Genomic DNA, 15,234 nt, shown 5'->3' on the forward strand with positions numbered 1-15,234 from the left:
ATAACCATATCAGCGCAAAGGCAGCAGTCGCTACCAAACCTAGGTGCTTTGATGCCACAAAAGAAGATTGATGGCGGCAAGAAAGAGCGGCAGAGGAAGAGGTCGGAACATTGGTAAACATGGGCAGAAGACTGGGTTTAGAGCTACCTATATGTTCTGCAATATCCAGACTTCTCTGTGGGCAATTAGATGTGCATCGGGCTGTTGCCGAGATACTTTCCGCCCCCACAAAATCACAAGTGCACTGAAGCTCTACCTACACAGCGACAAAGACTTCAAATTTGGAGGCTATGGAAGCGCTGCCGGGCATTTCCCGCGTAAGAGAAATGCCGTTGGCAGAATAGACTTTAAGACCAGCATTACAATATATGGCCATGCTCCGGGATTCCGCGCGTGCAAAACTGCAGACTTTAATCTCCCACACAAAATCCCTTTGTGCGCCACGAGTATTGTTATATGTTATATGTTATACGCTTGGTGGTTTCCGGGTTACAAAGGTTTTCAGGGGAGTTAGATATGGGTCATGGAGACATGATAGTGGTTGAGGCGTCGGTGCGCGCCAAGTGTGGCACGGGGAGTGCTCGCGCCTTGAGGGCGGCAGGGTCTATCCCCGCGGTGGTGTATGGCAAAGACCGGACACCCGTGCATATTGCTTTGTCATACTCAGATTTTTTGAAGAAGTGCCGCACGCTTCCCGTGTTCTCACAACTTATAAGGCTCTCCATAGACGGAAAGGAAGAGTACGTCCTTACAAAGGAGATCCAGAAGCATCCGGTAAGCGGCGCCATAGCGCACGTGGATTTTCAGTTCGTAGATAAAGGCACCGAGATCAAGGTGGAAGTCCCTCTGGTATTCCTAAATGAGCAAAAGTGTGCAGGAGTTAAGCTTGGCGGGGCGCTCAACATCCTGCATCGCTCTCTTCTCATCCGCTGTGCCCCTGATGCGATTCCCCAAAGCCTTGAGGTGGATTTACTAGATTTGGGTATTGGGCATTCTATACATGTTAGTGACTTGAAGCTACATGGGAGCACGCAGGTTGTAATGAAAGAGGAAAACCCAGTAATTGCGTCGGTCTCCTCAACAGCTACAGAAGCGGAACCAGCAGAGGAGGATGGTGCAGCAGGGGAATCTACCCAGCAGGGCGGAGCTTCTGGGGCTGAAAACAAGGACACAAACAAGCAATCCTAGCAGTGCTATTGCTGGTCGGGCTTGGAAACCCTGGTAAGCAGTACGAGCACACGCGGCACAATGTTGGGTTTGTCGTGGCAGATGCTGTGGCGCGGGATTTTAACTTTCCAGAATTTTCAAGCAAGTATGACGCCCTTGTGTCTGTCGGTGATGCTGGCCCTCACAGAGTGATGATCATGAAACCCATGACGTTCATGAACGGATCAGGAGTTGCGATCTTGAAAGCCGTTAGCATGCACAAAATACCGCCGGAGCACATAACAGTGTTTCATGACGACGCAGATCTCTGCCTGGGAGACGTAAGGGTGAAGCAGGGAGGAGGAAACGCTGGTCATAATGGTTTGCGTTCCATAGACGCGGCAATCGGGTGTGAATACTGGAGAGTGAGGTTGGGCGTAGGCAGACCAGACATTGGAGGCCTGTCCAGTTATGTGCTGTCCGATTTCGAGGATTTTGACGCTGTTAAGCAAGTAGCGCACAAAATTTCCGCTAACCTTACAAATCTATTGGATGGCAACATCTCAGAATTCATATCAAAGCTACGCTAACTTACCACGTGTGGCCTAGTGGCACAGCGGCCACTTAATCAGATTTAGTGGGGACCATCCGTCAAAAGCTGTAACGCAGGTCATAAAATATGCACTGCCGATTTCGGTTTTCAAGATTAATACTAGAGTGATATCTGCCACAGTGGTAAAATGTCACGTAATACAGCTCAGAGTGACATGATGCCGCTTGCAAGCGTACGCGAAGAGTGCGGAGTCTTTGCAATTCAGAATCACAGCGATGCAGTCAGAAAGTGCCTCATGGGCCTACATGCGCTGCAGCACAGAGGGCAGGAGTCTTTTGGAGTAGCTGTGTCATCCGAGGCCGGAGAATTTGCCGCCTACCATAGTGGCGGATATGTAAACAGTGTGCTCGAAAGACAGCAGACAATCTTACCCCATGGCACCATAGCCGTCGGGCACGTGCGGTATTCCACAAGCGGCAGTAAGCCGGTTGCGCAGCCCGTAATAGCAAACTGCAAATTTGGAAAACTGGCTCTAGCCCACAATGGCAACCTTACTAATGCACTCAGCTTGCGCAGGAAGCTTATAGACAAGGGATGCGTGTTTTCATCAGATGTTGACACAGAGGTCATCGCCCACTTGATAGCAGCAAGCCCGTCTGACACTTTCATTGATTGTGTAATCCAGGCCGTCAGGGAAGTGAAGGGAGCCTATTCCCTCGTGATTATGACGGACAATATCCTAATCGGAGTCAGGGATGCGGCTGGGATAAGGCCATTGACGCTCGGTATGGTGGACGGAGCATATGTTATTGCTTCAGAAACCTGCGCTCTTGACATAGTAAAAGCAAAGTTCACTAGAGACATACAACCAGGAGAACTAGTAGCAATTAACCGCTCTAATGAATTAACGAGCGTATACCCGTTTCCCCAGCTAAAGCGCAGCTTCTGTATTTTCGAGTACATATACTTCTCTAGACCAGACAGCGTCGTAGAGGGCATACCAGTATATGAAGTGCGCAAAAACATAGGGGCAGAACTTGCTGTGGAAAGCCCTCCTCCGGATGGTGTAGATATGGTAGTACCCGTACCAGATTCCGGTGTACCCGCAGCTCTAGGGTACGCAAGAAAATCTGGCATACCTTTTGAGTTTGGTATAGCGAGGAATCACTACGTGGGACGCACCTTCATTCAGCCAACCGATGGAGGCCGGCGTATGGGTGTGGAGCTCAAACATAACGCAAACTCCTCCATCTTGCGTGACAAGAGCATAGTCCTGGTTGACGACAGTATAGTCCGTGGCACTACCCTACAGGAAGTGATAGAGCTACTCAGAAAGGCGGGCACTAAAAGCATACACCTAAGGGTATCTAGCCCACCGACGCTGCACTCTTGCTTTTACGGAATTGACACCCCGGAGAAATCCAAGTTGGCTGCAAACCGTCTGTCTATGGCAGAGCTAAACGAGATGCTCCAGTGCGACAGTATCGCCTTTATCAGCATTGATGGACTCTACAAAGCAGTATGCGGGGCCCCACGCAACAATCTCCTACCACAGTACTGTGATGCCTGCTTCACTGGTACGTATCCGGTAGGTGAAATGGAAAACTAAATCGCCCATTCCCGCGCGTGCAGCGTGCTAGCGCACCCCCATTGCAGTCTTGGGGAAAGTAATCGCCCTATGCCCAAGTGGAAGACTGGTAGGCTTTCTGCAGCTGCACCCTGGTACCACCCACATGGGCTAGGCGCAAGAACCCTCGCTGCGCTTTTTATATATCGCCAGGCAGTCAGGCATAATTTTTTCTAGAGATCGCTTCAGTGTCTGTACATTGCCACCGACGGAGTCACCGGCAGTAATGTTGTACTTCATGAGCTCCAGCTGATCCATAGTCAAAATAGGCTCACCATTGCCTGTTAAAGGTTTGAGTATGAAGGATACGAGCGCAAATTCACAACAAAACGCAAAAACCCGCGCAATAACATTTGGTAGCACCAACACGGGCTTATTTCTGGCAGTGACTCGCAAAATGAACTCCATTAGGTCTCGCAGCGAGTAGGTCTTTGGCCCACATATCTCTATGGTCTTTCCAGTTTCGTGTTTCTCGATCATGACAGACACTCGCTCTGCCAACTCAGCGACGTACACTGGCTGCAGTAGGCTATCTCCCCCTACAATGGGCAGAAATGGAAGCACTCGGGCCAATCTTGCAAATTTACTGAAAAAGTGATCTTCATCCCCAAAAACTAGATTAGGCTTCACTATCACCGCATCTTTGTATACGCCTCTGACGGTATTTTCCCCTTCAAGCTTACTGGTGGCATACACAGAACTGATGGCGATATCGCTACCCATCGCAGAAAAATGTATAAACATCTTGCCGTGTTTCTCTGCAAATTTTGCCATGGCTCCTGGTACAGTGACATGTAGGTATCGCAGCACATCTTTCCGTGGACTCATACTGCCCACCAGATTTATAACTACATCGCACTCCGTAATCAGCTTCTCAACCAGCAGGGAATTAGAGACATCGCCCGGCACTATTTGAACTTGCCCCAGGTTACCACCCAATTTCAGCTGCGCCGCTTTTTCCTGACTGCGAGTAAACACGCTGACGTTGTGTCCACGCAGGGTAAGATTGCTTACCACGTGTCTGCCTATGAACCCACTGCCGCCAAATACAACCACCTTCTTCATAACACCACCGTTACCTTGAGCCCTGACATTATCTACACTTTCAAAACACTTCGCAATCCCATAACCGCTTACCAACCATACACCCTTCAAAACCATGGGCACAACTCAACTTACCTCGGCAACCCATGGGGCAGCCGCAACAAGATGAAATACATAAGCCACACAGTACCAAATAGGTGCTGACTAGTAATTCATCCTCGGAAGACAATACCCGAATATTTCCATAAGTTTGTAAGCGGTGGCCCGGCCCTCAGTAGTCTCGAGCATCCTTAGGGCGTCAGAACGTGCTTCCATCACGGTTCTAACATCAAATGGATCGGCAAATCTGAATTCCACAGCGCCAGATTGTCTATACCCTAGAACATCCCCGCCACCACGCAACAACAGATCTTGATCAGCGATAAAAAAGCCATCCTGGGAATCACGTAACACGCTTAGCTTATTGTGCGCAGTACTACCGATGTCTCCGTGCAGTAGTACACAAAAAGACTGCTTATCGCTGCGACCAACTCTCCCCCTAAGTTGGTGCAGCTGCGACAAACCGAACTTTTCTGGGTTTTCAATCACGATAATTGTAGCATCAGGAACATCGATACCTACTTCAATGACTGTAGTAGCCACAAGTATCTTTATGCTTCCATCGTGAAATGCCCTAAGCGATTCATCTCTGTCAGTTTTAGACAATGAGCCGTGCGCCATACCTACAGAGTTTCCGAATATCTTTTTCAGAAATAAAAATCTGCTCTCCGCTGAAACCATCTCTGACGTTTCTGATCCCACAATGCGCGGGCATATCCAGTACGCCTTATGCCCTTCAGACACTGCAGCTTGCAGTCGGCTACACACCTCGTTTACTCGGCCAATGCTTATCATGCTTGTATGCACAGGCTTCCTGCCTTGTGGTCCTCCTGACAGCGTCACTCGATCGATATTCCCATACAAAATTTGCTCCAAAGTTCTGGGGATCGGAGTGGCAGTGATGAGCAATACATCAGCGGATTCTCCCTTCTCTACCAATCGCATCCTTTGCAGAACTCCGAATTTTTGCTGCTCATCTACAACTACAAGCCGCAAATTGCGAAACTGTACAAACTCTTGAAACAGGGCATGGGTCCCAACTAATATGTGTATGTCCCCAGCAAGTAACCTGCTTCTGAGCGATGCTCTACCCCTTGTTTTACCAGTTAACAGCTCGACACAAATGTCCAGGCCGGTCAACGCGCTATTGATCCGGGCATAGTGCTGCTCAGCCAATATTTCGGTAGGCACCATAAATGCGGCTTGCCCACCGCTTTCAACAGCATTCAATATTGCAAACAACGCAACTAGTGTTTTGCCGCTGCCTACATCACCCTGCAACAGCATCGTCATCTGTTTCTCAGACGCTTGGTCCCTTGTTATGATGTCGATAGCTGACTTTTGCCCGCTGGTGAGTTCAAAGCCCAGGTTTTTAGCTACCAACTCGCGGTATAATCCGCAACTCGTCACCGAAACGCCTCTATTCGCGCAGCGCTGCTTTGCAAAATACATGGCAGCATGGTGGCTCAGTAATTCATCATAGGCTAGTCTACCCTTGTAAAGGTGCACTGCATGTACGTCGTCTGGGCTGTGTATACCCTCTATGCTTTTCTTCCAACTACACCACGCATTCCTCGACAAAACCTCAGCACTAATCCACTCTTGTAGATCAGGTAATGATCGCACAGCAATTTTGACTAGCTTGTGTATCTCCTTAGAACGCAACCCCTTGATTACAGAATACAGCGGCTCCAGGATGCATATTTCCTGAAGTTTATCCAAGTTGCTGGTAGCGTAATCCGGATGGACAATCTGCAGCTCGCCGTAGTTGGCTTCTAGCTTACCGCTTATAATGTACCGGCACCCAACTTTTAGAGCATGGTGCAAGTATCCCTTCGAATAGCGAAAAAATACCAGCGGCACAATCCCAACTTCGGACTCCACCAAAACTTTGTAGGGTGCGCGGCTGCCCCGGAATGCAGGGCGCAAGTGCTGCTTGACCACACCAACAAAGGTTACCAAGCGCCCCACGGAATCCTCCCCCAATGATGTGCTGGTTCTATCAACATAACCATGGGGGGCCCGCAGTAGCAGATCTATTACCCGGTGCCCACCGCACAGCTTTTCCAGTAGTTTGCCTTTCTCATTGTTCACGCCGGGCATATCGTATATGCTCGAGAAAATCCCGCCTTCCTCTGACTGCTTGGCAGTTTCACCTTTCATGTTCAGATCGGCAGGTGGGGAATTTTGCGTCCTTGTCATAGGTCGAGCATGAACATACTACTCATAATATCCGGTAGCGTTGCGGCGTACAAGTCGCTAGATGTTGTCAGAGAGCTAAAGCGGCGAAACCATAATCTGCTATGCGCCATAAGTAGGTGCGGGGAACAATTTGTCACCTCTCTATCCGTCACAGCACTAGCTGGACACTACACTTATACTGAAAGTGACTTCTTCTCGCTCCAGGCAAGTATGAAGCACATCTCCCTATCCCGCAATTCTGACCTCATACTGGTTGCACCCGCAAGCGCCAACATAATAGCAAAAGCAGCACACGGCATTTGTGATGATTTGGTATCAACAATCTTGACGTGCGCTAAGATACCAATTGTCATGGCCCCTGCAATGAATACTGCAATGTGGGAAGCAAAAGCAACGTTGCGCAACCTGGAAATCTTAAAGCGCGATGATGTACAGATTATCGAACCGGAAACTGGCATACTGGCATGCGGCGAGGAAGGATATGGGAAAATGGCCAGTGTGCAAACCATAGTCACATACATTGAAAATGCCAGCAACAACGCTTAACGGCTAGGGCACCGAATCAGAAACCAGCGCGCCGGTTTAGGGAGTGCAAAGGCTAGACAAATGGCATGCAAACGTTGGGCACGGGTGCTGCAAGTTTCTCACGTGGTAACGTTGGTATGTCCCACAATTCGGACCAAAAGGCTACTTGCCTATGCAGAACTTCTTGAAGATACTATCCAGTACATCATCTCCGTACACAGCGCCAGTAACCTTGCCTATCTCTTTGGTGGCCAATCTGAGATACTCTGCGATGACCTCTATAGGCATTCCATCTACAATCTCAGAGATCGTCCTAGCAGCATTTTGCAGATGCCCCCTATGCCTTTGAGACGTTATCACAAGATCTCCAACCTTGGGAAAACTGGTAATAGCCCTCTCCTTGATTGTTGATAGTAGATTGTCTATACCAAGATTAGCATGCACAGATATCGGGTAAAAAGTTCTGCTGCCCATGACCAATGTTCTACACTCGCTCATATTATCAGCTTTGCTGAGCACATAAATCGTTTGATCATCGTCAATATCCGTAACCACATCACTGATATCAGGGCTATCAGCCGCACTGTAGGGACATAACACTATCTTGATGTCAGCAGTCTTTGCTTCGGACATGGCGCGCATTATTCCTTCTCGCTCCACGGGATCCACTCCTTCACGAATGCCGGCGGTATCCACAACTACAAAGGGGTAACCACCGATATCTATGTGTGCTTCCAGAACATCGCGGGTTGTCCCTGGATGCTCCGAAACAATTGCTGCATCTCTGCGCACCAGATAATTAAAAAGCGTCGATTTACCAACATTAGGCTTACCTAGAATCGCAATCTTCATACCATAACGCAGTCTCTCCCCGCGATGGTCGTCGTCAAGATGCTTCTCTAAGGAGTAGCGGAGTTCCTCCACTTTAACATACACATTATCTAGCACCTGCGATGAGATATCATCAGGAAAGTCTATGTAGGCTTCGATATCAGAAAGAATATCAACAAGACTGCTGCGCCATCCTTCATATAGCCTTTCTAAGAGACCTGATGATTGCGCAAATGCCTGGCGCAATTGCGCTTCTGTTTCAGCATTTACTAGGTCAGCAATCCCTTCTGCCCTGGTAAGATCGATTTTGCCATTCAAAAATGCTCGCAAGGAAAACTCCCCTGGCTCAGCGATACGAAACACAGTTTGAAGCTCCTCAAAAAGCAGCCTGACCACCGCCAAGCTGCCGTGCACCTGTAGTTCCACGACATCCTCACCGGTGAAGCTTCCAGGCCCGGGGAAATACAGCACTACAGCTTGATCTATTGGCAGGTGCCTCCTATCATAAAGAATCTTGCAAGTAGCCACCCTGGGATGCAGGGGCTCCCTCGCGCCAAGCAACCTCATAGATTCCAGGGCATCGCGCCCGGATATCCTAATGACCGCAACTCCAGACTTGCCCATAGGTGTGGACAAGGCAAATATTGTATCCCCCTGAGACATATCCTAGTATATCTCCCTCAGGATCTCATTAATTGAAGTCCGGCTCCTGGTGCGGTCACATACTTTCTTGACCACCACAGCACAATATGTGGACACTCCCCCAGCTGTGGGAGCGCACCCCGGAACTACAACAGAATACGGAGGCACCTTCCCAAAAGTCACTTCCCCCGTCATCCTGTCAATAATTTTTGTTGAGGCCCCAATATACGTGCCCATTGCCAGCACTGAACCCTCACCCACTATGACCCCGTCAACAATCTCACTCCTAGCACCAATAAAGCATCTGTCCTCTATGATAGTAGGACTGCTCCCAAGAGGCTCTAGCACTCCCCCTATTCCCACGCCACCTGATATATGGCAATTCTCCCCAACCTGCGCACAACTACCCACGGTGGCCCACGTGTCAATCATAGTACCCGCACCCACACGGGCTGCAACGTTAACAAAACTCGGCATCAATACCGCGCCTGGCCCTATGTATGCAGACTTGCGCACATAGGCACCTGGCACTACTCTGATTTTCTCTGCCGAAAAACGAGCAGCATCCCACTGCGCGAACTTTGCAGGAATCTTGTCACACCAACTACACCAATCTGTTCCCGGAATCCCCATAAAGCTTGCATCATGCGTCCTGAAAAAGTCCAATACGGCTCTCTGCACCCAACTATTGACTACCCAGTCTCCTTGAATAGTCTTCTCGCATGCTCTAATTTTACCCGAATCTAGCAGCTCCATGACCATCTCACTGCCTCGGCGCAATTCGTCCAAGGGGTGGCGTTCTCCCTCAAACATCTTCCGCAAATCCTCGACGCCAGCAACTTGGTCCACAGGTTCATACACCTTAACTGCCCGACAGGCTAACACACATTGACGCCACACACAATCATCTGGGACACGGAGAAATGGCAAATCGTGAGTTACACTAGCCCCGATGGCATGACACAACATCAACGAAAATGTCCTCCATTTGGTCAACGACTGGTTTCATAACCATGGACACACAGCAAACAATGCGCTATAGTGCACCTGATTATTACGCGTTGCCAGCACTGGTGCGATGAAGATAAAGTGTAAAAACTGTAGTGCAACTTATAACGTAGTTGGTGATAAGATTCCCGCTAAAGGGAAGAAGGTAAAGTGCACAAACTGCGGAAATGTGTGGCTTTTCTCGCCAGAGGAAGGCGAGGTTCCACCTGTAACTACACCCACTCCGGGACAGGGGCGCCGCCGCAGTAAAGGTCGTGAGCCGTTAACGTGGAAGGACTGCGTCCTAATTGTGATGATGCTTCCGCTTGTATTCTTCTTCTCGTCCACCTTCCAGAAGAAGATCCCCTACAAGTTCAGGAGAGCATACCGGCTTACTGAGATCTATGACACCTCTCGCATGAGGCTTTTGGAATCTCAAGTCAAGATCCTGGGCACTGAGGAGCAGGAAATGGTTGTAAAAGTTAGTTGGGTGGTGGAGAACACTGCGGACGATGAGCGCTTCATCCCCGGTGTGTACCTCATCTTCTATGACAAAAACCTGCGCGAGGTGTTCTCGCAAAAAGTGGAGGTCAATAAGTACGGGCTCATACCCGGCAACACCAGGATGGCATTCGAAAAAACCGTCGGTGGCGTGCCAAGCAGCGTGGAAACAGTGAAGGTAAAAGCAGGTAACGCTTTCGAGGTTCTATTTTACTAACATGATCCCGGAGTTTACCGTAACTGAGATCAGTAATCTCGTACAGCGTGTGGTGCACGATACGTTCTATTGTGTCAAAATAAGAGGAGAAATTAGCGGCCTGTCACAGCCAAGCTCTGGGCATGTTTATCTTTCACTAAAGGACGACAATGCCGTAATCAGTGCTGTGTGCTGGAATGGCGCCAAACTTGAAGCACAGTTTGAGAACGGACTGGAAGTCATATGCACCGGGTATCTCAGCACCTATCAGTCAAAATATCAATTAGTGATCGAAGGAATGGTGCTGGCAGGACAAGGTAAGCTTGCGGCCATGCTCGAGGCGCGAAGGAAGAAGCTGGAAAAAGAAGGGCTATTTGACCAGGCGCGCAAGAAGCAGCTACCTGTGCTGCCACTCAAAATTGGCGTCATAACATCACCAACTGGGGCTGTCATCCGAGACATACTCAATAGAGTAAAACACAGATTCCCTTCTCATATCGTTGTATGGCCAGTGCAGGTACAGGGGTCGCAGGCCTGCCCAATGATTATTAAGGCAATTTTGGGGTTCAACAGCATGGAGGATCCTCCAGACGTCATAATAGTCGCAAGGGGTGGTGGAAGTATGGAGGATCTGTGGCCGTTCAACGATGAGGAGCTTGCCAGAACAACCGCCGCGTCAAGAATACCCATTGTCTCCGCCATTGGACATGAAACCGATTTTACAATTATTGACTATGCAGCCGACGTGCGTGCTCCAACCCCTACTGCAGCCGTGGAGATCGTACTCCCGGAAAGACAACAGCTGAGAGATAGCATCGCTGGTAAGTTTGCAAAAATCAGGGGCAGCCTGGAAAGTGTGCTGAAAACTCGGGAACATCATTTACTAAAGCTCTATAGTGCGTTGGTAGAGACTAGGCACAGGATCAGTGACGCGGGTGCAAGCGCACTCAGGCATCAGGCAAGAATACAGTTTCTACTAAGAGTCATCTTACTCAAAAAGCAGCAACATGTGGACAACTTGCTCGGGAGAATAGGCCGCTACGACAAGGCGCACATTTTGTCGTCAGGTTATGCGGTGGTATACAACAACTCGGGAAAACATGTAAGTTCGGCAAATGCCGTATCACCGAATGACACCATAATTGTGGAGTGGAAGAACGGAAAGCGCAGGGCATTAGTGCTAGCCTGAATAATTAAGAATGCGCACAGAGCCATCAGGGCTACTACGCGACACTCAAAAAGTGCAATAGGGCGCCGCCTCCTGTGGATATGTATGAAAAATCCTCTGGAGCATGCCCAGATGCTTTTATAGCGAAAACACTATCCCCACCTCCTACAATTGTACTCACCCCCTTATCCCTCTTCAGCCGCACCAAGTCCCGAACCAGACCGAAAGTTCCCGAGGCGAAAGCCTCGCGCTCAAAAACTCCCATGGGACCATTCCAGAACACAGTTTTGCATCGACTTAAAACTTCAGTAACTCTTCTGGAAGTATGCTCGCCAATATCAAAAATACGATCCTCTTCCCTCACATCCTCGTTTGCCTTCATTTGCGCACTGCAATCTAAACCATGCGCAACAACGTGGTCTACTGGAAGGATTACCTCACAGTTACTTTTGCCTGCAGATTCCAGCACTGCAAGTGCGGCATCATCGCAAAATTCGTGAACGGAACTGCCAATTTTCCGGCCACTAGCACGCAAAAAGCTGTTGGATAGCCCGCCACCAAGCACGAGAAAATCAACCTTTTGGGCCAGGTTACATAACATGGGGATCTTAGAGGATGTCTTCGCGCCACCAATAACCGCAGCCACCGGATGCGCGCCAACGATACTACCAAGATGGCGCAGCTCATCTTGTAAACTCAAGCCCGCAGTAGAAGGCAAAAATTGAGTAATCGCATCAACTGAAGCGTGAACCCTGTGCGCACAGGAAAATGCATCATTAACATACAAATCCGCTATAGCAGCCAACCGCTCCGCAAAAGCAGGGTCATTCTTCTCTTCCCCCTCATGAAATCTAAGATTCTCCAACAGAACAACGGACCCCCAGGGTAGTGCATTCACAATAGTACATACCCGCTCACCAAGGCAATCTCCGACAAAAGTGATTGGCAGCCCCAGCACTTCACTTATTGCACCAACCAGTGGCTCAAGCGAAAAATTCATGTCCACCCCTTTGGGACGCCCAAAGTGGGAGGCTAAAACAACCTTGGCACCAGACTTGACTAGATAACTAACCGTTGGGATAACTCTTTCAATCCGCGTTCTATCCCGCACTTGACCGCACTCCACGGGAACATTGAAGTCAACCCTAAGCAGAACTCTGCATCCTCGCACACTGGAATTTTGTACTCCAGGCAAAGTTCTGATGTTTTTCATATGCACATATAATACGAAGCCACCCAAGCTACACAACAATTGAATGCAAGTCCCAGAGCTCCCCGGAGTGTACACATGTATACCATGCAAGACAAGTCATATTGTGCTAACGCATATGCGCACAAGTGACGGGCACACATACAAGTTGTACATTTGTGCTGCTGTACTGGTACACGCATATCACAACTTGGCCAATGACCCGGGACAAAATCGCTGCCACCTCACTTGTTTTATGCACTATCAATCTCGCTATTATGCATTATTTAACTATGAAAAGTGTATGCTCTCGTGTGAAAAAATCTCAATCTAGGTAGAGTCGTATGCAGCAAGATGTACCCACGGGTACCCATGGGCACTCTAGCCCTTTGAGAGTGCAGTGGGAAGTAATAAAGCACCAGAAATATAGCAATGGCAGCCTATCTCAGGTGTCCTGCCTGTACACCGTGAAGGTGTACAACGTTGAAGGCATGCTGACATTCAGTGCAGAACCCGTAAGGAGCATCCTACTCAGGATTAACCCCTCCATAGACTGCGTGCTACTTAACAAAGCCGTAAACATAGAAGTGCTGAATGGGGTTGTGTTCAGTAAATTTGCGAGCAAAAAGAAGAACTACGTCTCTCGCCTGCAAGACCTGTCTAAATACTTTGAGAATGACCTGGGCATAACCTTGCCAGAGAGCATACGGAAAAGCTTCATTAAGGAGTTTGAAGAGGCAGCAAGGCTGCTGAAGAGCTCTTTCAGTATGTAAGAAGAAGATCAAGAGTTATCGAATATTTAAGGCATGCGTGCAGCAGCTCCGGCATCCGTGTGCATTAACCCTTAAGAAATTAAGGTGAACTATAAATTTCCTATCTACCTGCCTTATCAATTTCATATTTAGGAACGCAAGTGCACGCCGCAGCTGTTGTGCAGTTTCTGCAGCATTACCACACAATGCTGACCGCATTCATAATATTTGTGATATGTTTCGCGTCAGCAAGATCAGTGCGCGGCACCAATCTGGGACATAAATCTCCGGTTGATGCAAAATCTGCCTACAACCCCGGAGTATTAGCGTTGACACCTGTGCGTCGGCACAACTCAACACAGGCCACTCCTTTGCACGATGGCATCGGAGCTCCCTTGCAGCCCATGCCTGGGCATAGACCCGAACATGCAGACCGCCCGACAGAGAATACTACTGCAACCCCATTGCAGATATCGCAGTCCGAACTCGATCGCGGTAGCACTGATCTCGCACAAAAATCCGCGGTAGTGGCCCCCACCCCATCGCCAGGACACGCATGTGCCGCGGCGAGAATTATCGTAGATCCCGCATTCAGCACACATAATCCCCTCCCCCTTTTGGAAGTGGCGCCAGATAACCAAGAATCGGCAGAGCGCGGGGTGGTTGCCGCAGGCGAGATATACCCAGAGGCTCCAGCAATTGAAGAGTACACGCCTGACCCGGCGCAGTCTCTGGACCCCACACAAGTAGGGCACGAGCGCGTGGAGGAGCAAGAACCTCTTCTGGAAGTGGAATTGGAACAACCAGCAAGCACCATGACGTGCTGCACAGCGGCGGCATTTATGCCCCTACAGCATCTGGTTGCAAGGACATTGTAGGATAGCTAGAATCCTCCAAGAATGTCGTGAATGCCTGGGTTCAGACTGTGGACTTCATCAAAATGCACAGTAATTCAAATGACTTCGTCATTATAGACCGCAGAAACGCAGACAACGGTCCCACAGACGTGAATTACGCGTGTATTGCCCATAGAAAAACTGGTGTTGGTTGCGATCAGGTGGTGATTATGGATCGCTCAGACAATGCCGACTGTACGATGTTCATCTACAACGCTGACGGCAGTCAGGTAGCAATGTGCGGAAACGCCGCGATGTGCCTGGGAAAGCTGTTAATGGACGAGCATGGAACAGCAAGTGCATCAATAGCCGTAGGAGATCGTGTCATACTAGCAGAAAGAATGTCGTGCGGCAGGATAAAAATAAACTTGGGCAAACCCAAGCTTGCCTGGCAAGATATCCCCGTGGCCAAAGAGTGTGACACGCTCAGTGTTCCGCTATCCATCCCGGGATTTCCACAACCTGTGGGAGTTAACATGGGTAATACACACATGGTTTTCTTTGTTGAATCCGTAAAAAGCTGCCAGCTTGAGGTATTGGGCCCCATGGTCGAACAGCACCCCATATTCCCACAAAAGACCAATGTCTGCGTAGCAGAAGTGGCGGCCAGAAACCATATTATCCTAAGAGTGTGGGAAAGAGGCGTAGGAGAAACATCCTCCTGCTGTAGCGGGTCGTGTGCTGCACTTATATCGGGCGTAAGATTGGGAATAACGGACAAGCAATGCTTGGTCGGTATGCCTGGAGGGGATTTGTTAACGGAATGGCAAGAAAGTGGTGATATCTTGGCCAGCGGTGGAGTTGCCAAGTCCTTTCAAGGTGTTCTGTAGGCAACTTATAGTTTTCTAATTACAAGTACCGTGCGTGTGCGTTATA

General features: G+C 49.2%; 14 protein-coding genes. 9 read left to right on the forward strand and 5 right to left on the reverse strand.

What is annotated here, in order from left to right; translation table 11 throughout:
* The first annotated feature begins 516 nt into the window (after positions 1–516).
* The 3 genes from OC187_RS01705 (at position 517) to purF (ending at position 3,308) form a co-directional block, all read left to right on the forward strand.
* Complete coding sequence (locus OC187_RS01705; protein ID WP_262997603.1) at positions 517–1,188, forward strand: 50S ribosomal protein L25/general stress protein Ctc; 672 nt, start codon at positions 517–519, stop codon at positions 1,186–1,188.
* Positions 1,189–1,190: 2 nt separating this feature from the next.
* Positions 1,191–1,736: an aminoacyl-tRNA hydrolase gene (gene pth, locus OC187_RS01710; protein WP_262997589.1), complete on the forward strand. Its 546-nt coding sequence runs from the start codon at positions 1,191–1,193 to the stop codon at positions 1,734–1,736.
* A 180-nt stretch (positions 1,737–1,916) separates the two neighbouring features.
* Entirely contained in the window at positions 1,917–3,308 is a 1,392-nt protein-coding gene (gene purF / locus OC187_RS01715) for an amidophosphoribosyltransferase (protein ID WP_262997602.1), read from the forward strand.
* Positions 3,309–3,437: 129 nt separating this feature from the next.
* On the opposite strand, the gene OC187_RS01720 is transcribed toward purF, so the two are convergent.
* Complete coding sequence (locus OC187_RS01720; RefSeq protein WP_262997588.1) at positions 3,438–4,487, reverse strand: complex I NDUFA9 subunit family protein; 1,050 nt, start codon at positions 4,485–4,487, stop codon at positions 3,438–3,440.
* Positions 4,488–4,574: 87 nt separating this feature from the next.
* The gene (locus tag OC187_RS01725) at positions 4,575–6,632 is read right to left on the reverse strand and encodes an ATP-dependent DNA helicase RecG (RefSeq protein ID WP_262997587.1); all 2,058 of its coding nucleotides are present in this window, start codon (positions 6,630–6,632) and stop codon (positions 4,575–4,577) included.
* A gap of 48 nt (positions 6,633–6,680) precedes the next feature.
* Here OC187_RS01725 and OC187_RS01730 point away from each other — a divergent pair, with 48 nt between their 5' ends.
* Positions 6,681–7,217: a phosphopantothenoylcysteine decarboxylase gene (locus tag OC187_RS01730; RefSeq protein WP_262997586.1), complete on the forward strand. Its 537-nt coding sequence runs from the start codon at positions 6,681–6,683 to the stop codon at positions 7,215–7,217.
* 141 nt (positions 7,218–7,358) lie between these two features.
* On the opposite strand, the gene mnmE is transcribed toward OC187_RS01730, so the two are convergent.
* Together mnmE and OC187_RS01740 are read right to left on the reverse strand one after the other, a co-directional pair.
* Entirely contained in the window at positions 7,359–8,690 is a 1,332-nt protein-coding gene (gene mnmE / locus OC187_RS01735; protein WP_262997585.1) for a tRNA uridine-5-carboxymethylaminomethyl(34) synthesis GTPase MnmE, read from the reverse strand.
* Positions 8,691–8,693: 3 nt separating this feature from the next.
* Positions 8,694–9,482, reverse strand: a complete 789-nt coding sequence (locus OC187_RS01740) for a 2,3,4,5-tetrahydropyridine-2,6-dicarboxylate N-succinyltransferase (protein WP_262997601.1) — start codon at positions 9,480–9,482, stop codon at positions 8,694–8,696.
* 265 nt (positions 9,483–9,747) lie between these two features.
* On the opposite strand from OC187_RS01740, the gene OC187_RS01745 reads away from it, so the two are divergent.
* Positions 9,748–10,374: a zinc-ribbon domain-containing protein gene (locus OC187_RS01745; RefSeq protein ID WP_262997584.1), complete on the forward strand. Its 627-nt coding sequence runs from the start codon at positions 9,748–9,750 to the stop codon at positions 10,372–10,374.
* A gap of 1 nt (position 10,375) precedes the next feature.
* On the forward strand, positions 10,376–11,542 hold the full coding sequence (gene xseA, locus OC187_RS01750) for an exodeoxyribonuclease VII large subunit (protein ID WP_262997583.1): 1,167 nt from the start codon (positions 10,376–10,378) through the stop codon (positions 11,540–11,542).
* 34 nt (positions 11,543–11,576) lie between these two features.
* Here the strand turns inward: xseA and OC187_RS01755 are convergent, their stop codons facing one another.
* Positions 11,577–12,734: a phosphoglycerate kinase gene (locus OC187_RS01755; RefSeq protein WP_262997582.1), complete on the reverse strand. Its 1,158-nt coding sequence runs from the start codon at positions 12,732–12,734 to the stop codon at positions 11,577–11,579.
* Positions 12,735–13,054: 320 nt separating this feature from the next.
* Between OC187_RS01755 and OC187_RS01760 the strand changes: the two genes are divergently transcribed.
* The 3 genes from OC187_RS01760 (at position 13,055) to dapF (ending at position 15,188) form a co-directional block, all read left to right on the forward strand.
* Positions 13,055–13,483, forward strand: coding sequence for a hypothetical protein (locus tag OC187_RS01760; protein WP_262997581.1), 429 nt, complete (start codon positions 13,055–13,057; stop codon positions 13,481–13,483).
* A gap of 209 nt (positions 13,484–13,692) precedes the next feature.
* Complete coding sequence (locus OC187_RS01765; RefSeq protein ID WP_263008528.1) at positions 13,693–14,340, forward strand: hypothetical protein; 648 nt, start codon at positions 13,693–13,695, stop codon at positions 14,338–14,340.
* Positions 14,341–14,366: 26 nt separating this feature from the next.
* Entirely contained in the window at positions 14,367–15,188 is an 822-nt protein-coding gene (gene dapF / locus OC187_RS01770) for a diaminopimelate epimerase (protein WP_262997579.1), read from the forward strand.
* Positions 15,189–15,234 lie beyond the last annotated feature (46 nt).

This window comes from Anaplasma capra, from assembly GCF_025628805.1.
Taxonomy (GTDB): Bacteria; Pseudomonadota; Alphaproteobacteria; order Rickettsiales; family Anaplasmataceae; genus Anaplasma; species Anaplasma capra.

Coding starts and splice junctions, on each gene's coding strand:
- OC187_RS01705 (WP_262997603.1), top strand. CDS start 517: ATGGGTCATGGAGACATGATAGTGGTTGAGGCGTCGGTGCGCGCCAAG.
- purF (WP_262997602.1), top strand. CDS start 1,917: ATGCCGCTTGCAAGCGTACGCGAAGAGTGCGGAGTCTTTGCAATTCAG.
- OC187_RS01720 (WP_262997588.1), bottom strand. CDS start 4,487: ATGGTTTTGAAGGGTGTATGGTTGGTAAGCGGTTATGGGATTGCGAAG.
- OC187_RS01725 (WP_262997587.1), bottom strand. CDS start 6,632: ATGAAAGGTGAAACTGCCAAGCAGTCAGAGGAAGGCGGGATTTTCTCG.
- OC187_RS01730 (WP_262997586.1), top strand. CDS start 6,681: ATGAACATACTACTCATAATATCCGGTAGCGTTGCGGCGTACAAGTCG.
- mnmE (WP_262997585.1), bottom strand. CDS start 8,690: ATGTCTCAGGGGGATACAATATTTGCCTTGTCCACACCTATGGGCAAG.
- OC187_RS01740 (WP_262997601.1), bottom strand. CDS start 9,482: ATGTTTGAGGGAGAACGCCACCCCTTGGACGAATTGCGCCGAGGCAGT.
- OC187_RS01745 (WP_262997584.1), top strand. CDS start 9,748: ATGAAGATAAAGTGTAAAAACTGTAGTGCAACTTATAACGTAGTTGGT.
- xseA (WP_262997583.1), top strand. CDS start 10,376: ATGATCCCGGAGTTTACCGTAACTGAGATCAGTAATCTCGTACAGCGT.
- OC187_RS01755 (WP_262997582.1), bottom strand. CDS start 12,734: ATGAAAAACATCAGAACTTTGCCTGGAGTACAAAATTCCAGTGTGCGA.
- OC187_RS01760 (WP_262997581.1), top strand. CDS start 13,055: ATGCAGCAAGATGTACCCACGGGTACCCATGGGCACTCTAGCCCTTTG.